Annotated in this window: 19 protein-coding genes; 11 read left to right on the top strand and 8 right to left on the bottom strand. The window is 70.5% G+C overall.

Annotated elements, in window-relative coordinates:
• Positions 1 to 156: 156 nt before the first annotated feature.
• Positions 157 to 1,029, top strand: a complete 873-nt coding sequence (locus ABT354_RS21880; protein ID WP_351496277.1) for an NAD-dependent epimerase/dehydratase family protein — start codon at positions 157 to 159, stop codon at positions 1,027 to 1,029.
• Between the two features lie 1,052 nt (positions 1,030 to 2,081).
• Positions 2,082 to 2,420: a hypothetical protein gene (locus ABT354_RS21875; protein ID WP_351496275.1), complete on the top strand. Its 339-nt coding sequence runs from the start codon at positions 2,082 to 2,084 to the stop codon at positions 2,418 to 2,420.
• Positions 2,421 to 2,510: 90 nt separating this feature from the next.
• Here ABT354_RS21875 and ABT354_RS21870 read toward each other — a convergent pair whose 3' ends face one another.
• On the bottom strand, positions 2,511 to 3,026 hold the full coding sequence (locus ABT354_RS21870) for a nuclease-related domain-containing protein (protein WP_351496273.1): 516 nt from the start codon (positions 3,024 to 3,026) through the stop codon (positions 2,511 to 2,513).
• Between the two features lie 546 nt (positions 3,027 to 3,572).
• On the opposite strand from ABT354_RS21870, the gene ABT354_RS21865 reads away from it, so the two are divergent.
• The 3 genes from ABT354_RS21865 to ABT354_RS21855 all read left to right on the top strand — a co-directional run bounded on the left by ABT354_RS21865 (position 3,573) and on the right by ABT354_RS21855 (position 5,662).
• Positions 3,573 to 4,127: a hypothetical protein gene (locus tag ABT354_RS21865; RefSeq protein WP_351496271.1), complete on the top strand. Its 555-nt coding sequence runs from the start codon at positions 3,573 to 3,575 to the stop codon at positions 4,125 to 4,127.
• A gap of 306 nt (positions 4,128 to 4,433) precedes the next feature.
• On the top strand, positions 4,434 to 5,333 hold the full coding sequence (locus tag ABT354_RS21860; protein ID WP_351496269.1) for a DUF3592 domain-containing protein: 900 nt from the start codon (positions 4,434 to 4,436) through the stop codon (positions 5,331 to 5,333).
• Positions 5,334 to 5,416: 83 nt separating this feature from the next.
• The gene (locus ABT354_RS21855; RefSeq protein WP_351496267.1) at positions 5,417 to 5,662 is read left to right on the top strand and encodes a DUF2277 domain-containing protein; all 246 of its coding nucleotides are present in this window, start codon (positions 5,417 to 5,419) and stop codon (positions 5,660 to 5,662) included.
• A gap of 34 nt (positions 5,663 to 5,696) precedes the next feature.
• Here the strand turns inward: ABT354_RS21855 and ABT354_RS21850 are convergent, their stop codons facing one another.
• From ABT354_RS21850 to ABT354_RS21840, 3 genes are all read right to left on the bottom strand, one after another.
• A complete protein-coding gene (locus ABT354_RS21850; RefSeq protein ID WP_351496265.1) occupies positions 5,697 to 6,428 on the bottom strand; it encodes a DedA family protein in 732 nt (243 codons plus the stop codon).
• Between the two features lie 280 nt (positions 6,429 to 6,708).
• Positions 6,709 to 7,170 carry a DoxX family protein gene (locus tag ABT354_RS21845; RefSeq protein ID WP_351496263.1) on the bottom strand — a complete coding sequence of 154 codons (462 nt, stop codon included), beginning with the start codon at positions 7,168 to 7,170 and terminating at the stop codon, positions 6,709 to 6,711.
• Positions 7,171 to 7,420: 250 nt separating this feature from the next.
• Positions 7,421 to 8,113 carry an HNH endonuclease family protein gene (locus ABT354_RS21840; RefSeq protein WP_502983465.1) on the bottom strand — a complete coding sequence of 231 codons (693 nt, stop codon included), beginning with the start codon at positions 8,111 to 8,113 and terminating at the stop codon, positions 7,421 to 7,423.
• A gap of 157 nt (positions 8,114 to 8,270) precedes the next feature.
• Between ABT354_RS21840 and ABT354_RS21835 the strand changes: the two genes are divergently transcribed.
• Together ABT354_RS21835 and ABT354_RS21830 are read left to right on the top strand one after the other, a co-directional pair.
• Complete coding sequence (locus ABT354_RS21835) at positions 8,271 to 9,014, top strand: ABC transporter permease (RefSeq protein ID WP_351496261.1); 744 nt, start codon at positions 8,271 to 8,273, stop codon at positions 9,012 to 9,014.
• A 353-nt stretch (positions 9,015 to 9,367) separates the two neighbouring features.
• Positions 9,368 to 9,952 carry a TMEM165/GDT1 family protein gene (locus ABT354_RS21830; RefSeq protein WP_351496259.1) on the top strand — a complete coding sequence of 195 codons (585 nt, stop codon included), beginning with the start codon at positions 9,368 to 9,370 and terminating at the stop codon, positions 9,950 to 9,952.
• 144 nt (positions 9,953 to 10,096) lie between these two features.
• On the opposite strand, the gene ABT354_RS21825 is transcribed toward ABT354_RS21830, so the two are convergent.
• Positions 10,097 to 10,783 (bottom strand): HAD-IA family hydrolase, encoded by a 687-nt coding sequence (locus ABT354_RS21825; protein WP_351496257.1) that lies wholly within the window; start codon positions 10,781 to 10,783, stop codon positions 10,097 to 10,099.
• 386 nt (positions 10,784 to 11,169) lie between these two features.
• On the opposite strand from ABT354_RS21825, the gene ABT354_RS21820 reads away from it, so the two are divergent.
• A complete protein-coding gene (locus tag ABT354_RS21820; RefSeq protein WP_351496255.1) occupies positions 11,170 to 13,221 on the top strand; it encodes an MDR family MFS transporter in 2,052 nt (683 codons plus the stop codon).
• A 33-nt stretch (positions 13,222 to 13,254) separates the two neighbouring features.
• Here ABT354_RS21820 and ABT354_RS21815 read toward each other — a convergent pair whose 3' ends face one another.
• On the bottom strand, positions 13,255 to 13,608 hold the full coding sequence (locus ABT354_RS21815; protein ID WP_351496253.1) for an antibiotic biosynthesis monooxygenase family protein: 354 nt from the start codon (positions 13,606 to 13,608) through the stop codon (positions 13,255 to 13,257).
• 175 nt (positions 13,609 to 13,783) lie between these two features.
• Between ABT354_RS21815 and ABT354_RS21810 the strand changes: the two genes are divergently transcribed.
• Positions 13,784 to 14,008: a hypothetical protein gene (locus ABT354_RS21810; protein ID WP_351496251.1), complete on the top strand. Its 225-nt coding sequence runs from the start codon at positions 13,784 to 13,786 to the stop codon at positions 14,006 to 14,008.
• Positions 14,001 to 14,321 (top strand): hypothetical protein, encoded by a 321-nt coding sequence (locus tag ABT354_RS21805; protein WP_351496321.1) that lies wholly within the window; start codon positions 14,001 to 14,003, stop codon positions 14,319 to 14,321. The genes ABT354_RS21810 and ABT354_RS21805 overlap by 8 nt, the downstream gene beginning before the upstream one ends.
• A gap of 61 nt (positions 14,322 to 14,382) precedes the next feature.
• On the opposite strand, the gene ABT354_RS21800 is transcribed toward ABT354_RS21805, so the two are convergent.
• Positions 14,383 to 14,580 (bottom strand): DUF397 domain-containing protein, encoded by a 198-nt coding sequence (locus tag ABT354_RS21800; protein ID WP_351496249.1) that lies wholly within the window; start codon positions 14,578 to 14,580, stop codon positions 14,383 to 14,385.
• A gap of 172 nt (positions 14,581 to 14,752) precedes the next feature.
• Here ABT354_RS21800 and ABT354_RS21795 point away from each other — a divergent pair, with 172 nt between their 5' ends.
• Positions 14,753 to 15,781: an NAD-dependent epimerase/dehydratase family protein gene (locus ABT354_RS21795; protein WP_351496247.1), complete on the top strand. Its 1,029-nt coding sequence runs from the start codon at positions 14,753 to 14,755 to the stop codon at positions 15,779 to 15,781.
• On the opposite strand, the gene ABT354_RS21790 is transcribed toward ABT354_RS21795, so the two are convergent.
• On the bottom strand, positions 15,763 to 16,035 hold the full coding sequence (locus ABT354_RS21790; RefSeq protein WP_351496245.1) for a hypothetical protein: 273 nt from the start codon (positions 16,033 to 16,035) through the stop codon (positions 15,763 to 15,765). The genes ABT354_RS21795 and ABT354_RS21790 overlap by 19 nt on opposite strands.
• Positions 16,036 to 18,339 lie beyond the last annotated feature (2,304 nt).

The following is an 18,339-nucleotide window of genomic DNA, read 5'->3' as shown; positions in this document are numbered from 1 at the left end:
ACGTTTGACACACCTCGGTTCCGATGTGGGATGAGCCGTCCGGCGGGAGCTGTGTTGATCGGCCCGGGACGCGAAACCGTAACCGCGAGTCGGGTCCGCCTCCCTGTTCAGCTGTTCCAGCTCAGGAGACCGGTGCCACGCCGTACAGTCGGACGCGTGCACTTGGCGACGGAAAGAGCCCCCGCTGGGCTGGTCACGGTTACCGGAAGTTCGGGCCGGGTCGGAGCGGCCCTGGCTGAGGCACTGGACGCGGCCGGCTGGGGGGTCCGCGGCGTGGACCGGATTCCCGGCCGCTGGACGGGCGTCGTCGGAGACCTGCGAAACCGGGCGGTGCGACGGGCCGCGTTGCGGTCGGCCGATGCCCTGGTCCACACTGCCGCGCTGCACGCCCCACATGTCGGTCGCCTGCCCGATGAAGAGTTCCGAGCCGTGAACGTGGATGCGACCGCGGGCCTGCTCGACGACGCCGACCGCCTCGGCGCCCGGCGGGTCCTCTACATCAGCAGTACAAGCGTGTACGGACACGCCCTGGAGCCCACCGACCGTGCCGTCTGGGTGGACGAGCAGCTCACGCCGCTCCCCAGGGACATCTACGACGAGACCAAACTGGCCGCGGAGGAACTGGTCGCCGGCTGCGCCATTTCCTCGGTCACGCTGCGCATAGCGCGGTGCTTTCCGGAGCCCCTGCCGGTGCGGGCCCGCCACCTGCTCCACCGGGCGGTCGACGTTGCCGACGTAGCGGCTGCGGGGGTCCTGGCCGTGGCACACCCCACCGTTACCGGCAGGTTCAATATCTCCGGGCCGCACCCGTTTCACCGCGAGGACTGCCTTGCCCTGTCCCGCGATGCGGGCGCGGTGCTCGCTGAACGGGTCCCGGACGTCGTCCGGGCCTTCCGCGACCAGGGGTGGCCGGTGCCCGATCGCCTGGACCGGGTGTACGACTCGACCGCCGCGGCGAACGCGTTCGGATACCGACCTGTTCGCGGAGTCCGGCAACTATTGCGCGATGCCGCGGGTGGCCGGGCCTGAGCGATCGGACGGCTCAGCCCGGCTGGCCCTCTCGATTACCAGGTCGCCAGCGACGCCGACACCCGCCGCGTTGGCGTGGTGAGCCGGGCGTCCACCACGCCATGAGCGGCATCGCCCGACTGCATAACCTCGCGCTCGCCGGATAGTCGAACAGGCACCCCAGCCGACGGTGTTCACACCTCTCAGCAGATCATTCGCGGGGCAGCCCTCAGCCCCGCGAATGCGGGGAAAAGCTTTCCTGAACGAACTGGAAGGTGCGGTAAGTTGGTGAGCCCCTCTGGGGCCGATCGGTCAACCCCACAGCGCCGGAGTGGCGCCACCGCCCACTCGGACTTACCCACCGAACAGGGGAAAAGCAATCATGCGCTTAGCGCGTGCTCGCGTCGTGCCGGTCGTTGTCTGCCTGGCGGCAGGTCTGCTGCTCGGTCTGGTGGGCCCCGTGGCCGGGAGGTGGGATGCTCCTGTCTGCGTCGCCGTGGGCATTGTTTTCTCCAGTGGTTGGCCGTGGGCCTGCTACGCATTGCTGGTGGGCTGTTTCCGCCGGTCCAAAGTCGAGTCGGCACTGCTGGCATCTCTGGGACTGGCCATAGGCGTCGTCACGTACTACCTCTTCAAGGATATGAACCCCGCCATTCCGGCCGGAGCGGAGCCCGCTACCTCTGTTCCGGAGGGAATGGAATCCGCCACGTCCAGTGCGGGGCAGATCCTCGTATGGGGAACAGCGGCTTTCGTTTTCGGTGCGCCTTTGGGGCTCATAGGGAATCTGGCGCGGACGCCCGGAGTCGGTGGCCTGCTGTTCCGTCTGCTCGCCCCCTTGATCGCAGCCTTCGAGGCGACTCAGCGATTGAGCGCAGAGGCCGGCTCGCAGGGTCCGGTCTTCGCCATGACCTGGAAGGTGACGCGCGTGGCGGCATGCGTCGTCGCCGTGGCTCTTGTGGGGCACACGGTGTGGAGCCGGCGGGTTCGGCGCGGTCGAGTGGCCCCCCGTACCGGCCGGGCGCACGCTGGAAGAGGAGCGCGCAGGTGGTCAGGGGGTCACGAGGTGATGGAGCATGTCCGATTCCGAGAATGGCTTCGCCTGCAAGGCCGGGGCCGACGACTTCAGCGCCAGGGCGTACCGGAGCGGTGAGGGGCGGCGGTCCGTCGCCGTGAAGGGGGTCTGTTCCTGCAATACCGAGGGCTTTCGGCTGACGCTGGAGCTCGCGGCGCCGCCGCTCGTCCCCGTACCGGAGGAGCTTCACCTCAATCTGGTGGAGACCGCGCCGACCGATCCCGTGGTCCAGGTGATCACCGAGACGGAGGTGGAGGAGGCGACCTTCGACATCGGTGACGAAGTCGTACGGGTCCTCATCCGCAACAGGGGGTTCAGCGTGCCGGTCACCGAGGGCTGACCCGGCTGACCCGATCCAGGGCAACAGACAGGACAGCAGGCAGGGCGACAGACAGGGCAACAGACAGGGCAACAGACATGCGCCAGGGCGTCACGCGTCCAGCCAGGCGCGGCGGTCGCGGGCCGTCGCGAAGAGGTGGGCGACGTGGGCGGGGGAGAGGGTGCCCGTGAGGGAGCCCAGGGCGGAGATCTGGCGGTCCTGGTAGACGCGGAGGTCGCCGACGTCCGGGTCGACGGTGAGCGCGGTGACGCCGACGAAGACCAGGACCGGCTGGACCGGGACCGGGAAGTCGCAGTGGCGTTCCAGCGCCACGCGCACCCGGCGGGCCTCGGCGCGGCTCTTGGGCGGGTAGGGGCGGGGCGGACCCTGGCCCACCGTCGCCGCCGTGTCGCCGACCCGGACCGTCCGGCCCGGATGGTGCTTGGTGTTGACGCTGAAGACCCCGCCCGGCCCGATCAGCAGATGGTCGATGTCCACCTCGCGCGGCAGCGGTACGGAGTGCAATACGTGCCACCCGTACCGGCCCAGGCGGTTCAGCTCCGTCCCCACCCGGCGCTCCCCGGCCAGCCCCTTGCGCCAGGAGTCGCCCCGTACCGGGCGGCGCAACAGCCGCAGCAGGGCGCGTTCGAGCAGCCCGGGGCCGGTCGCGGCGAGGTGCTCGCGCAGGGCGGCGCCGGGGCGGCGGTGGGCGAGGTCGTTCTCCGGGGTGAGCGGCGGCAGCGCCCTCCGGGGCGGTGGCGGGGGCCCCGCCGGCTCCGTCGCCGCTGTCGGAGTGTGACGGGCCAGCGCGTCGAGGACGGCGTCACGGTAGCTCGGCCGCAGCAGGGTGACCTCCCCCGAACGGCGGTCCGCCCACCCGACCGCGGTGCCCGTCCGGCAGGTTCACATAGAGCCGGTCATGCCCGAAGCGCTTCCACGCGGTGACCCTCAACCCGTCCATCCGACCCCCCGCCGGCATAACAACTCGGTTGCTATGGCAGCAGGTCGGGTCACACGTTCACAAGAGCACGTTTAATGAAGTGCCTTGTGAAAAGGGGTGGTTGCCCAAGTGGTATAGGCCATTTGGTAACAGTTCGGAAGACCATCTCATATATCTTCATAATCTGCCCTAGGGTGACGCTCCCTTAACTGTGCGCTTCCTGGACGGGTCCCGTGTACGACACATCTCCCCAGCCTTCACCGGGTCAACGGCCTCCGCATGCCCACTGGGGTCAGCAGGGTCAGCAGGCCGACTGGACCACGGGGCAGCAGCAGCCCCCGTTCGCTCCGCCTCCGCCGCCGCCCCCGAAGAAGTCCCGCACCGGACTGATCGTCACTCTGAGTGTTGTCGCGGGGCTCGCGGTCGCCGGTGGACTGGCGTTCTATCTGATGGGCTCCGACAGTGCGGACGCCCCGACGGTGACCGAGACGACCACCGAGCCGGGCCGCCCGGCGAAGAAGGACGTGACGCTCAAGGAGTGTGCGGTCGACGACTCCGCCAAGGTCCCCATCGCGCTCGTCAACATCACCAACAACTCCAGCTCCACCAGCAACTACGTGATCGACATCGTCTTTGTCGACGCGGACGGCGCGAGCGTGACCAAGGGCGTGGCCAATGTCGATGGCGTCGCCCAGGGCGAGTCCACCGACGCCCGGGTGCGCGGCCTGGAGGAGGTCGAGGGAGAGGTCAACTGCGAGGTGGCCTATGTGACGCGCTGGGCCAAGTGAGCCCGGCGTGACCCCCGGCGCGTCACCCCCGTCCCAGCGGTAACACCCAGGGGTAACAGCAGGGCGGTAGCGGGCTGACAGCGGAGTGCCATCGGGCCGGACCCCGGCCGGCTCCCTCCCCGGGAGCCGGTTCCGGGCCCCGGCCCGACCTCGGTGGGCCGGACGTTCCGACCCCGATGGGCCGGAACCGAAAGGGCGTGTGACAGGGCTATCGCCGTGCCCCGGCGCTGCCTACAGTGCGGTTGTTTCCCGTTCCTCGCTCCTCGGTTTCTCCGCTGCTCCAACTTCTCCGCATGGGGGTTTTGGATGTCCACGGTCGACCCAGCCGCCGGGCGGCGGCGACTCCCGCGGCTCCTCCCGCGGCTCGGGACCGGCGGCCGCCGCCCGGTCGGCATGGGCACCGCGCTCGGCCTGCTGGCGTACGGAGCCGTCTGGACCTGCTTCGGCTTCGCCCTCGCCGACCTGGCCCGCTTCCCGGTCGCCGACCTCTATCTCGCACCCGGCGCCGAGCCGCCGAACAACACCCCCGGGCTCCTTTGGGCGTTCTTCGCCGCGCTGCTCGCGGGGTCGCTCATCGGTGTCTCGCTGCGTTCGGGGCTGGTGGACGCGATCGGCCTCACCCTCCAGTCCGCCCTGTCGTCCACCGTGGTCAACACCGGCATCGCGGGGGGCTTCCTCCTCGGTGCCCGGGTCCTGTGGGAGCCCGCCCCCGACCCCGGGCGCTTCACCGGCCCGGCCGGCCGCCCCGGCGGCGGCTGGGGCCCCGACGCCTGGATCGCCTGGAGCGCCGCCTACTGGGTCCCCGCCGTCCTGGTCCTCCTGGTCGTCCTGCGGGTGTGGGTCTCGCTGCGGTACGCCGGGGCCGAGCGCGACCGCGCCGCCCGTACCCGGGCCGTCGTCGTCACCGGACTGCGGACCAAGGGCCTGGTCACCGAGGCGCGCGAGGCCGGTCCCGGGCTCGGCACCCGGCCCCGGCTGCACTTCGTGGTCCGTTTTGTCGACCACGACGGAATGGCGCGCTCCGTCACCAAGACCGCCGTCTTCCGCCGGACCGGGCCGCCCCGCGCCGGGGACCGTGCGGTGGTCTGGTACGACCCGTCCGCGCCCGCCGACGCCGGCCGGATTGCCGTCGTCCTCACCGATCCGGGACAGGACGACACCGACCTGGCCGAGGCGCTCGCCCTGGGACAGCTGGTCATCCACTGAGCCCGGGCCCGGGCGGGAGGACGCGTCGCAGGGATCCGCCGGATGGCTGGATGGGGCGCCGGGGCCGGAGGCAGACTGGAACCATGTGCCGCAGCATCAAGACCCTCCGCCCGCCCGCGCTCCCCGAAGAGGCCACCGAGGACGACATCCGGGCCGCCGCGCTCCAGTACGTCCGCAAGGTCTCCGGCTTCCACGCACCCGCCGCGCACAACCGTGAGGTGTTCGACCGGGCCGTGGACGAGGTGGCCGAGGCGACCCGTACCCTCCTCGAACATCTGGAGGTACGAGGCTCTCACCAGGCGTCCGCGCGGGCAGCCGCGCAGAGCTGAGCCCCGCTCCCGCCGGGCCCGTGGACCGGTTCGGTCAGATCTCCGCGCAGGCGGGCGCGGGAGGTCCCGCGGGCGCGGGCACGGTGGCCCCGGCGGCGGGGCGGCCCGTGACGGGCTCGGCGTCGGCCGCGGGGACCGGGCGCCGCTTCATGACATACGCGGCCAGCGCGCCCGCCGCGAACAGCGCCAGCACCGACACCCCGGCACCGACCCAGCCGGCGCCCAGCCACTGGCCGCCGAAGTAGCCGAGGCCCACGCTGTACCCGGCCCAGACCACACCGGCCAGGGCCGACCACGGCAGGAACTCCCGGACCGTACGGTGGGCCGCGCCGGCGCTCAGGGAGACCACGGACCGGCCCGCCGGGGCGAACCGGGCGATGACCACCAGGGCCCCGCCGCCGCCCCGGCTGAGGGTGGCGCCGAGGCGCTCCTGGGCCCGGGTGAGCCTGCGGGAACGGGCCAGGGCCCGGTCGAAGCGGTCACCACCGCGCCGGGCCAGCCGATAGGCGACGAGATCGCCGACCACGGAGGCGGTCGCCGCGCACAGGATCAGGATCAGCAGCGACGGTACGTTCTGGGGCACCTGCTCCGCCGCGCCCGCGACCTTGGTGGCCGCCGCCGTCGAACCGGCCGCCGCCGCGGTCGCCGCCGCGATCACCAGTACTCCGCTCGGCAGCACCGGCAGGAACACATCGAGCAGGACGGAGAGGGCCACCACCGCATAGATCCAGGGGCTGCTGGTCAGCGACCCCAGACTCTCCAGCACCTTGTGTCTCCCCGTTTTCGTGGCTCTGGCGCCACGAGTGGAAACGGTCGGTGTGGCGGCGGTATCAGCTGTACAGCGTACGCCGGGAGCCCTCCATCGATCACCTGAGGACAGCCGATGTTGTGATCATCACGTCATCCGCCAAAGGATCGCTTAAGCGGGGGCACACGCTCCGCCGGAGCGCATGGCCCGGGTCCTGCGGGGAAGCCGTACACAGCCGAGTGCCCGGCCCCTCTCGGGACCGGGCACTCGGCTGTACGGGAGTCGTACGGGATACGGGTCAGGCCGGGATCTTGGTCCGGTTCTCGCGGGAGGCCTCTCTGCGCGGGGTGAGGAAACGGTCGAGCGCGAAGGCGCCCGGACCGGTGAAGACCAGCAGCAGGAAGGTCCAGCAGAAGAGGGCGGACGCCTCGCCGAAGTTCTCCAGCGGGAACAGCGCCTCCGGCTGGTGCTCCACGAAGTAGGCGTACGCCATCGAGCCCGACGCTATGAACGCGGCGCTCCGGGTGCCGACGCCCAGCATCACCAGACCGCCGGCGACGAGCTGGATCACCGCCGCGTACCAGCCCGGCCAGCTGCCGGTCTCGACGGTGCCGCCACCGCCCGCCGCGCCGCCGAGGACGCCGAAGAGGGAGGCGGCGCCGTGGCAGAGGAAGAGCAGGCCGATCACGATGCGGAAGAGGCCGATGGCATAGGGCTGCGCCTGGTCGAGCCGCTCGGGCAGGCGAGAGTTGTCGGTCATGGGGGGACTCCTGTGTATGTGGGGGACAGGGACCGGGTGCCCACGTTAGGAAGCCCTCAGCATTACTTGCAAGTTCAACAAACCCTCTTGGAGGGGTTTCTCATCCGAATCTCATCCCCGCCCGACGAAACCCGGCCGAATCCCTCCGGAGCCGGGGCGGGAGTGGGAGCCGGGCCGCCCGGGATCACCGCGTGATGCGTCCCGGGTGTCCCGGGCGTCCCGGCGCGTCCCGGCGCGTCCCGGTGGCGGATCAGCAGCCGTTGAGCACGCCCTGGAGGGCGTTCTTCTCGGCGGTGTCCACCGTCAGCCCGTAGTGGTGCTTCACCTGCACCCACATCCGGGCGTACGTACAGACATAGGCGGTACGCGGAGGCAGCCATTCCGCCGGGTCCTTGTCGCCCTTGGCCTGATTGACGTTGTCGGTGACGGCGATCAGCTGCGGGCGGGCGAGGTCATTGGCGAACCCCTGCCGCTGGGCGGTGGTCCAGCTGTTGGCCCCGGAGCGCCAGGCCTCGGCGAGCGGGACCATATGGTCGATGTCCACATCGGAGGCGGCGGTCCAGGTGGCCCCGTCGAACTCGGAGTACCACCTTCCGCTCACCGCCGCGCAGCTGGCGTTCTGGACGACGCCCACACCGTCCCGCTTCAGGACGACCTCACGGGTGTTGCAGGTGCCGTACTGGGCGCTCCAGTGCGGGAACCGGTCCCGGCTGTAGCCGCTGGAGGAGCCCTCGGGGGTGGTGGTGAGCCGGGCGAGATAGGCGCGGGCGGTGGCGGCGTCGACCGGGGTGGGCGGGGCCGCCTGGGCGGCGGGGGCGGTGGCCAGCAGACCGGTGGCGGCGAGGGTGGCGGCGGAGAGCAGAACGGCGGCGCGGCGGGGGGAGCCCGGGGCGGCGACTCCGTGGTGGGTGCGACGGCTGTGACGCGCGTAGAGACCCGGCACGGCAACTCCTCTGGGGTGGGGGGCGGCTGACCGAATGTCATGCCACGGTCAGCGTGGCGTCATGGACACGTCAGATCAAGTGTTCTGATGAAACGACACCATCGCGTGACCGTTCGAGGGCATGGGCCCCATCGCGTGCGCGGCGTAGGGTTGCCGGGTGCTCCTGACCGTGGATGTGGCATTCGGGATCGTGCTGGCCGTTCTGCTGTTGGCGGCGGCGGGTGTCGCCGCCTTCGCCCATCTCGGACGGGGCCGGGAGATCCTGATCGCGGGCGTCCGCGCGGCGGTCCAGCTCGGCGCGGTCTCGCTGGTCATCGGCTGGGTGATCCGCCACCTCCCGCTGCTGCTCGCCTTCGTCCTGCTGATGTACGCGGTGGCGGTCTGGACGGCCGGGCGCCGGATCACCCCGAACGGGAGCTGGTGGTGGGCCGGGGTGCCCATCGCCGCCGGGGTCTTCCCCGTGGTGGCGGCGCTGCTGCTGACCGGGGTCGTCCCCGTCGAGGGCATCGCGCTGATCCCCGTCACCGGGATCCTCATCGGCGGGGCGCTCACCGCCACCGTGCTCGCCGGGCGGCGGTCCCTGGACGAGCTGCGCACCCGCCATGGCGAGGTGGAGGCGGGGATGGCCCTCGGGCTGCTCGACCGGGACGCCCGGCTGGAGGTCGCCCGCCCCTCGGCGGCGGACGCGCTGCTTCCGGGGTTGGATCAGACCAGGACCGTGGGTCTGGTCACCCTGCCGGGCGCGTTTGTCGGCATGCTCCTCGGCGGGGCCTCACCGCTGCTCGCGGGGGCGGTGCAGCTGTTCGTCCTGGTCGCGCTGATGGCGGTGCAGGCGGTGGCGGTCTCGGTGACCCTGGAGCTGGTCGCGCGGGGGCGGCTGCACCGCGACGAGCCCTCCTGACCTGGTGTTTCGTGCCCTGGTGACCCGGCCGGGGAGGCCCTCCGGTACGTCCTCCTGACCCGGCCCGGTCCGGTGGCGTACCCTGGTTCGAGCAGAAGGGGAGTAGCTCTTCGCCGGACCGTCGACATACTGCTGGGCCCCTGGGCCCGGCCGGCGCCCGGAGGCGGCCCCCGGTCCGGATCCCGATCCGTGACGTCCGATCCCGCGAGGGATCACGGTCACGGCCCGCCCCGGTCCCGGTCGCCAGCGAGACCTTCGGCCGCAGTGTCCATCGACGCTGCCGTGCCGAAGCGACCCCTTTTTCGTGGCAGGTCTCTCGGTGCGGACAGCCCGACCGATTGAGGAATCCACACGTGATCAGCTTTACCGTCCTGGCGATCACCTTCGGCGTCGTCTTTCTCGCCGAACTCCCCGACAAGACCGCGCTCGCCGGTCTGATGCTGGGCACCCGCTACCGGGCGTCCTATGTCTTCGCCGGTGTCGCCGCCGCCTTCGCGGTCCATGTGGCGCTGGCCATCGCGGCGGGCAGCGTCCTGACCCTGCTGCCGCAGCGGCTGGTCCAGGCGGTGGTGGGCGTGCTCTTCCTCGCGGGCGCGCTGGTGCTGCTGCTGCGCAAGCACGACGACGACGGCGAGAACATCAAGGCCCCGGCCGACCAGTCGTTCTGGAAGGTCTCCGGCGCCGGGTTCATGCTGATCCTGGTGGCGGAGTTCGGTGATCTGACGCAGATCATGACCGCGAATCTGGCCGCCCGCTACGACGACCCGGTTTCGGTGGGACTCGGCGCGGTGCTGGCGCTGTGGGCCGTGGCGGGGATCGGGATCCTCGGTGGCCGGACGCTGATGAAGTACGTACCGCTGAAGCTGATCACCAAGGTCGCGGCGGGACTGATGTTCGCGCTGGCGGGCTTCAGCCTGTACGAGGCGATCACCGGCTGACCCGCCCGTAACGCCGCCGGATCCGGCCGTGGGGCCATCGGCCCGCCCCGGCCCCGTGTACCGCCGCCGGTCCCGGCCCCGGCCCCGTAAAGCACATCGGCCCGGCCCCTGGTACGGGGCCGGGCCGATGGTGTTACGGGGGTCTCAGCCGGTGGTGCCCAGCTCGATCAGCCCCTCCGGGGTGATCGTCACCGTCAGCTCGGTCAGGTCCGCGACGTGCAGATCGGGGGCGAACGCCGCCGCGCGCGGGCCGATGCCCACCGTGCGCATGCCGGCCGCCCGGGCCGCCGCGAGCCCCGCCCCGGAGTCCTCGAAGGCCACACAGTCGGCCGGGTCGAAGCCCAGCCCGGCGGCGCCCTTGAGGAAGCCCTCCGGGTCCGGCTTGCTCGCCGCCACCGACTCCGCCGTGATCCGCAGGACGGGGACCGGCAGCCCGGCCGCGCCCATCCGGGCCTGGGCCAGCTTCTCGTCGGCCGAGGTCACCAGCGCGTGCGGCACCGAGGCGATGGCCGCCAGGAAGGCGTCCGCGCCGGGTATCCGGACCACCCCGTCCACGTCGGCCGTCTCGCGGGCCAGCATCACGGCGTTGTCGGCGTGGTTCAGCTCCATCGGGCGCTCCGGCAGCAGCTCCGCCATCGTCGCGTACCCCTGACGGCCGTGGACCACCCGGAGCGCGGCGTCGGGGTCGATGCCGTGCTCGACCGCCCACTCCCGCCAGAGCCGCTCCACCACCGCGTCCGAGTCCACGAGGGTGCCGTCCATGTCCAGGAGCAGCGCGCGGGCGGTGAGGGTGACGGTGTTCGCCTGGGGCAGGGTGGTGGTCTTCGGCATGGCTGCGCTCCGTACTTCCGGGGGCGGGCTCCACTCATGGAGGATGCCCCGTCCACCGGTCAGGGAGTGCGGACGGGGCACCCTTTGTTTCGCAACGATACAAAATGAACCCGCCGGGGCGCCAGCCCGGACGGCCCCGCCGTACCCGGGCGACGGCCGTCCGTACCGATCAGCCCTGCCCCCGGGCCCCCGGACTCCCGCACCTCCGGACTCCCGCACCCCCGTACCCGTACACCCCCGTACCCGTACACCCTCATCCCCGTACAGCCCCTGACCCGTACATCCCCCGCTCCGTACACCCCCGGCCCTCTCCACAGGCCGGATGGACCCGGACCGCCCAGGATGGAGAGCACGCGGACCCGGGGCCGCGTACCGAGGAGAGGCGCATGGCGGAGCAAGCGACCGGCACCACGGCCGGCCCGGTCCCCGGCGAGGGCAGCAGCCCCCGGGCCGTCATGGTCTCCATCGGCGCGCTGCTGCTCGGCATGCTGCTGGCCGCGCTCGACCAGACGATCGTCTCCACCGCCCTGCCCACCATCGTCAGCGACCTCGGCGGACTCGAACACCTCTCCTGGGTGGTCACCGCCTATCTGCTCGCCTCGACCGCCGCCACCCCGCTCTGGGGCAAACTCGGCGACCAGTACGGACGCAAGAAGCTCTTCCAGACCGCCGTCGTCATCTTCCTCATCGGCTCCGCCCTCTGCGGCATCGCCCAGAACATGCCCCAGCTCATCGGCTTCCGCGCGCTCCAGGGGCTCGGCGGCGGCGGGCTGATGGTGCTCTCCATGGCGATCGTCGGGGACATCGTGTCCCCCCGGGAGCGCGGCAAGTACCAGGGACTCTTCGGCGGGGTCTTCGGCGCGTCCAGCATCCTCGGACCGCTGCTCGGCGGCTTCTTCACCGACAATCTCAGCTGGCGCTGGGTCTTCTACATCAATCTGCCCATCGGGGCGGTCGCACTGGTCGTCATCGCCGCCGTGCTGCATATCCCCGTCCGCTCCACCCCGCACCGCATCGACTACCTCGGCACCTTCCTGATCGCCGCCGTCGCCACCTGTCTGGTGCTGGTCGCCTCCCTCGGCGGCACCACCTGGGCCTGGGACTCGCCCGAGATCATCGGCCTCGCCCTGCTGGGCGCGGTGCTGCTGGCGATCTTCATCCCGGTGGAGATGCGGGCCGCCGAACCCGTACTGCCCCTGCGGCTCTTCCGGATCCGCACCTTCACCCTGGTCGCGCTGATCAGCTTTATCGTCGGCTTCGCGATGTTCGGCGCGATGACCTATCTGCCGACCTTCCTCCAGGTCGTCCATGACATCAGCCCCACCCTCTCCGGGGTGCACATGCTGCCGATGGTCGTCGGGCTGCTGCTCGCCTCCACCGTCTCCGGGCAGCTCGTCAGCCGCACCGGCCGCTGGAAGGTCTTTCCCGTCCTCGGCACCGGGATCACCGCCATCGGACTCCTGATGCTGCACCGGCTCACCGAGTTCAGCACCACCTGGCAGATGAGCGTCTGCCTCTTCGTCTTCGGCACCGGGCTCGGGCTGGTCATGCAGGTACTGGTCCTGGTGGTGCAGAACGCGGTGCGGTACGAGGATCTGGGCGTCGCCACCTCCGGCGCGACCTTCTTCCGCTCGATCGGCGCCGCGTTCGGGGTCGCCATCTTCGGCACCGTCTTCACCAACGGCCTGCACAGCAGACTCGACGCGGTCCTCGCCGGCCGGCCGGTCCCGCCGGGCGCCTCGGCGGCCATCGCCGCCGACCCCAAGGCCATCGCGAGCCTCCCCGCCGCGCTGCGGATGCCGGTGAAGCACGCCTTCTCGGAGGCGATCACCCAGGTCTTCCTCTACGCGGTCCCGGTGGTGCTGCTCGCCTTCGTGGTGGCGTGGTTCCTCAAGGAGGACCCGCTGCGCGGCTCGGTCACCGCGCCCGACCCCACCCAGACCCTTGCCAGCAACCCCGTGGAACGCTCGTCGCGGGAGGAGTGCGCACGGGCGCTCTCCGTCCTGGGCTCACGCGAGGGACGGCGGGAGGTGTACGAGAAGATCACCGCCAGGGCGGGGTACGGGGACATGCTCCCGGCGGCGGGGTGGCTGCTGCTGCGGATCCGCCGCAACGGGACCGTGGAACCAGGACTCCTCGCCGACACCACCCCCGTACCGCTGCGGGCCATCACCGACGCCTCCCGCCAGCTGGAGGAACGGGCCCTGGTCCGCCGGGAAGGGGTCCAGCTGCTGCTCACCGAGGACGGGCTGAGTGCGGCGGTACGGCTGGCCAAGGCGCGCGAGGAGTCACTGGCGGAGCTGCTGGGGGACTGGTGGGGGCCGGACCGGCCCACCGATCTGGTCCAGCTGGTGGAGGAGCTGAACGCGGAGCTGTGCGGCTCGGACCAGGAGCGCCCGAACGGCCAGCGCCCGGCCCGCGACCACCGGGCCCCCTGAGGGACCCTTTTCCCGCGCCGGGCGCCCGGGGCTTCAGCTCTTGGGGGAGGCCGACTGGACGACCTCGAACGACCACAGGGTGGACCCGGTCGCGGCGGGCTTCGGCTGCTCGCCACCGCCCTGTCCACCCGGGCCGCCCTGGCCACCGCCCTGCGGGGCGTGGGCCCCGCGCATGGAGGTCGCCATCCAGGCCTCGAAGTCGGCCTCGCTGCGCCAGCGGGTGTAGACCAGGTACTGGTCGGTGCCCTCCAGCGGGCGCAGCAGCTCGAACCACTCGAACCCGTCCGCGTTCTCCACCATCCCGGCGCGGGACGCGAAGCGCTTCTCCAGCACTTCGCGCTGCTCGGCGGGGACGGTCAGGACATTGATCTTCACCACACTGGCCACGGCACATCCTTATGTCTTGAGGTGATCCCGACCGTACTCCTCCCGGGGCGCGGCGGACCGGGAGGGCCCGGTTTCCGGCCGGGGTGGCCGGGGGTGTCCGGGGTATCGCTCGTTCGGGCGACTGGCCTTCGGTTCGGCCGCCGGTGCTGTCGCCGGGGCGTTAGTACGTGGTGGCATGGGACTCGGTGACCGGCACCAGAAGAAGGACGTGGAGGCTGCCCTCAAGCGGGCGGAGGCGGCAGGGCTCAAGGTGACCCACGACAAGAACCGTCATCGGTGGGGGTGGGTGCTTTGCTGCCCCTGTGACGCGAAGCATCGTGTGGTCTCTACCCCCAAGAGTCAAGGAGACGAGGCGACCAAGATCGATGAGTTCACCAGGAGCCACCGTGGCCATGCGTGACTGGAGTTTCACTCTGCATCTTCAGGAGCCTTTGACTCCGGAGCAGTCGGACACCCTGGATGGGCTGGACAGCTTCAACGACGGGCGCATGAGCCTGGTCGAGGGTCCCGGCTGGGCAAAGTTCAGCTGCATCTTTGAATCCGACAGCCTGAACGGGGCCATTGTGGAAGCGCTGAGCCTCTTCCAGGACTTCCCCGGACTGCTGGTGCGGAGCGTTGCGCTGCCCCCGATCCAGCTGGAGCGCAACGACATGATGACCCCCGCCGTGGTTCCCGCGCCGCCTCCGCTGGAGGAGGCTCCTCCGGGGGCCTGACCGCAGCGGACAGCCCCGCTCCCCTTGTGCCATGGAGGGGGCGGGGCTGTTCTTGTGGCTGCTACACGTCGGCGGTACGGGCGAGGGTGACGAGGCCGGCGAAGGCGTCGGTGGAGAGCATCAGCACGGGGCCGGTGAGGCGCTTGCTGTCACGTACCGGGACGGTGCCGGTGGTGGAGGCGTGGGCGGGTGCCCACTCGACACACTGGCCACCGCCGCCGCTGTACGAGGACTTTGTCCATTTGAGGGATTCAGTCATCACAAGATGCCCTTCGTACCTGCTCGATCATGGTTACGGACTGGGCTTGCGACGGCGCTTCCGTCTGCATGTGATGGTAGGCCCTCAACAGCGGCGGCGCTGTGGTGAGTTCCGGTGACGGAATACTTCTGAGCTGTACGGCACATGACGGTCAGCCCGTAGCGTGTGCTTCATGACGACTTCCGTTCTGGTGATGGGTGGCTCCCACTTCCTCGGTCGAGCCGTCGCGGCTGACGCCCTGCGGCGGGGCTGGTCGGTGACCGTGTTCAATCGCGGCAAGACCGGCAGGAACCCGGAGGGCGTGCACGCAGTCCAAGGAGACCGGACGCGTCAGGCGGACCTCTCCCATCTGGCCGGCCTCGGTCCCTGGGATGCGATCATCGACACGTCCGGTATGTCAGCGGATGTAGTGGACCGCGCGACGCGGACGCTCGCCTTGGCGACGAGCCGGTACGTCTATGTATCCACGGTCTCCGTGTACGCGGGTTGGCCGCTGCTGCCTCTCACCGAGGAGCTTCCGACCCTGTCCGATGCCGGGCCGATGCCGGATGTTCCGAGTGATGTGAACGTGGCCTACGGCCTGGACAAAGCCCATGCCGAGAAGGCGGCCCTGACGAATCTCGGGGACCTTCTCACCGTCCTGCGCCCAGGCGTGATCCTGGGGCCCGAGGAGTACGTCGGCCGACTCCCCTGGTGGCTGAAGCGCGTAGAGCGCGGTGGGCGCGTCCTGGCTCCCGGTGATCCGTACCAGCTCATTGCCCCGGTGGACGCGCGCGACGTGGCGACGTTCGCGTGCGACCGCGCGGTGGCCGCCCGGAAGGCCGAGGTGTTCAATCTGACCGCCCCGAAGAATCACGCGACGATGGAACACTTCCTCAGAGCATGCATCGGGGTCACCGGTTCCGACGCGGCCCTGGAGTGGGTGGACGGCGGCTTCCTGCTCGACCACGGGGCGAAGCAGTGGACCGAGCTGCCGTTGTGGAGGACATACCCGGGGACGTGGGCCGTGTCCGGCGTGCGCGCCCATGAGGCGGGCTTTGCGTGTCGGCCGCTGTCGGAAACCGTCACCGATACCTGGTCGTGGCTGAGCTCCGGGGAGACTGCTGTCGACCATGAGCGGGCAGCCCGGCATGGTCTGACCGAAGAGAAGGAAGCCGCTCTGCTCGCTGCGTGGGATGCCCGTCAGGTGCCGATTTCGTAGCGCGGGCTTCCGGGCAGGGTGGACCTGGCGGAGTCCCGCCCGAAGTCTTCGAGCCGACGCCCCAGCGCCGTAGCCTCACGGTGTCTGTGCAGCGCGGGGACCGTGAGTTGCCTGCGCACACCCTGAAGGCGGGACAGGAGTCCGTCCACCCGCTTCTCGGGTGGCAACTCGAACACCGGGCCCAGAGTCGTTGCTGCGGACTCCAGATCGTCGTCCAGGAGCCGGGCGAGCGCGAGATCTGCGGTGGCTTCCATCTCGACTTTGATCGAACAGTGCTCCCCGGGCCTGGATCGCAGCAGATCGAGCGCGCGCGAGGAAGCGATGGCGGCTTCGGTGCCGTTCCCGACCAGGAGTCAGGAGGTTCCGGCCGACATGGCGGCACGCTCCAGGGAGAACCCGAACTCGCCGCCCACCCCGTCGTGATGGTCATCCAGGACGTCCCTGTCGACCTGTGCTGCCGCTTCGAGTTCGTATCGGACGTGCTCGGGCCTGCCGAGGTGCCCGTATGCGCGGGCGGCGATGCTGTGAAGCCTGAGCTTCGCCGTCCCGGACCTGGCGAGCGCCTGAGCGGATGTGACGTGCTCCAGAGCCTCGGCCGGCCGACCGTCCCAGTAGGCCAGCAGTGCGAGGTTCCCTCCGCACCATGCGAGCAGCGGGGCATGGTCGATGGGCCGGGCGTAGGCGAGAGCGGCCCTGGTGAGGGTCTCAGCAGCGTCCTGAGATCCCAGGTCGAAGGCTGCGGAGGCCAGAAGCGCGCACGACTGCCCGGCAAGGAAAATAGCTCGGAGGTCTGGCTCGGACGGTGTGTGAGGGGCATCCGGCGTTCGATGGTGTCGCGGACGTTCCTGGCCGTGACGAAGATTTCGGCAGCGGGCTTCCGATGGTAATTGCGTGCCAGGCTCTGGAGCCGGCTGCGCAGCAGTTCGATTGTCTCGGGGGTCAGGAACGTGGAAGCGGCGTCGCCGGCATGTGCGGCGGCGTCGTTTGCGGTCATGATCAGATCTTCTTCCGTTATGTGTGGGTGCCGCGCTGTCGAGAGGGGGGACTCCGTCCTTGCCTTCGCCGCGCCCGCCGGAGCCATGAGCCGGTCCACGGGTTGTCCGAAGATCTCTTCCAGGATCAGGCAGGCGTAAGGCTGCGGGGTGACGCCGCCTCCGAGCCAACGGGTCCACTGCCGCGCCCCAACCGTCTCGCGGCTGAGTCTGGGGTCCCCGTTCAGCTGTCCTAATCGGCGCGCTGTCTGCTCGTACCTCGGGAGGAACAGGGCGTGCGACTCGACGCGCCCTGTTCGTGCGAGTGCGCGCAGGAGTGTTTCTTCCTGATTTTCGGTCATGCCGACTCTCCCGGGGCGTGACGAAGTCCTCTTGGAGTATCACCAACCGGGACCCCGGTGATGGGGTGTTCCAGGGCTTCACGGCGAGGAGTCCGGTCGAAGTCCTCCCAGCGACTTCAGCGGCAGTGGCGCGTCCTCAGGTGTCGGCCGTAAGTCGTGGAGAAGTCATTCCGCTGCTCCGATGCTTTACGTCACACCGGAACGGAACGTGGCGACGGAGGCACAGACGGTGGTTCGACGCCTCCTCCCGGGCGGGCCCGCTGTTGGCCGTGCCACCCGCACGTGAACCGCTCCATGGGAAGGGAGCGGGCGGAATGAGCATGACGATCAGGGTCTCCCGGGACGGCGGCAGGACCTTCACCGTTCAGGAGACGTACCGGACGGACAAGGCGAAGCCGCCACCCGTCTTGGCGACTTCCGTATGGCCGCCGTGCCAGTGCCCCGGCTGCAGGGAGAAGCGGTTGGCCTACCAGTTCGCGGCAGGTGCTGATAGCCCGCCGCCACGACCACAGGGCCGCCGCGAGGCTGGACCTGAGCCGGCCGGAGGACCCGGGCGGCTGAACCGGGCATCCCTATCGGGAGGTGATCTGTGAGTCAGCTGCCCCCACCGTTGCCTGAGCCGACCGAGGACAGCCTGCTGTTGCGGACTCTCCGCCTGCGGATACGGCAGGACCACCGCCTGCGTGAGCGATTCGGTCCGTTCCACGACACGGTCAGAAAGGCGCATGCGTGCGAGAGCGGCGAAGCGCAGGGTCCATAGCCCGCACGGTGGCCCTGCTGGCCGTGTGGTCGCTGTCCGTCGGTCTGCACGCGATCTGCGTGGCCGAGCGGATCTGATAGCTCCGTCCTCCGTGGCACCGGCAGGTTCAGCGGTGTTCCTCTCACCAGTGCCGCGGAGGGCGGTTCCAGAACGGCCCGCCCGAACCCCTGCCCTGGGCGGGCCCCGCTCTCGGACGCACCCCGTACGCCCTGGGGTTCCCGGGAGCACCAGGGCCCCGGCCGCTCGCCCCGCACGGGCGGCCGGGGCCCGTCCACGCCCGAGCCGGACCTTCTCTGACCTCTCCCCGTCGCGGACTGCCCGCACCCCCGGGCCCGTTCCTCGTGGCACGAGGTCGGGGGGTGCAGGGTCGCCTCCGCAGGGGACCGGCGTACGACTCCCTTGAACTGAACCCTCTTCCCGGTTCGCCGGCCCCGAGGAGGTGAGCCCGGAGGCCCCCGCCCCCGC

This window comes from Streptomyces sp. NPDC000594, assembly GCF_040299965.1.
Taxonomy (GTDB): Bacteria; Actinomycetota; Actinomycetes; order Streptomycetales; family Streptomycetaceae; genus Streptomyces.
Note: the sequence above shows the minus strand (reverse complement) of the source record. Positions and strands in the feature narration are given on the sequence as shown.

Coding starts and splice junctions, on each gene's coding strand:
- ABT354_RS21790 (WP_351496245.1), bottom strand. CDS start 16,035: ATGGAAGCCACCGCAGATCTCGCGCTCGCCCGGCTCCTGGACGACGAT.
- ABT354_RS21875 (WP_351496275.1), top strand. CDS start 2,082: ATGTCCGATTCCGAGAATGGCTTCGCCTGCAAGGCCGGGGCCGACGAC.
- ABT354_RS21860 (WP_351496269.1), top strand. CDS start 4,434: ATGTCCACGGTCGACCCAGCCGCCGGGCGGCGGCGACTCCCGCGGCTC.
- ABT354_RS21805 (WP_351496321.1), top strand. CDS start 14,001: ATGCGTGACTGGAGTTTCACTCTGCATCTTCAGGAGCCTTTGACTCCG.
- ABT354_RS21810 (WP_351496251.1), top strand. CDS start 13,784: ATGGGACTCGGTGACCGGCACCAGAAGAAGGACGTGGAGGCTGCCCTC.
- ABT354_RS21820 (WP_351496255.1), top strand. CDS start 11,170: ATGGCGGAGCAAGCGACCGGCACCACGGCCGGCCCGGTCCCCGGCGAG.
- ABT354_RS21855 (WP_351496267.1), top strand. CDS start 5,417: ATGTGCCGCAGCATCAAGACCCTCCGCCCGCCCGCGCTCCCCGAAGAG.
- ABT354_RS21800 (WP_351496249.1), bottom strand. CDS start 14,580: ATGACTGAATCCCTCAAATGGACAAAGTCCTCGTACAGCGGCGGCGGT.
- ABT354_RS21825 (WP_351496257.1), bottom strand. CDS start 10,783: ATGCCGAAGACCACCACCCTGCCCCAGGCGAACACCGTCACCCTCACC.
- ABT354_RS21795 (WP_351496247.1), top strand. CDS start 14,753: ATGACGACTTCCGTTCTGGTGATGGGTGGCTCCCACTTCCTCGGTCGA.
- ABT354_RS21845 (WP_351496263.1), bottom strand. CDS start 7,170: ATGACCGACAACTCTCGCCTGCCCGAGCGGCTCGACCAGGCGCAGCCC.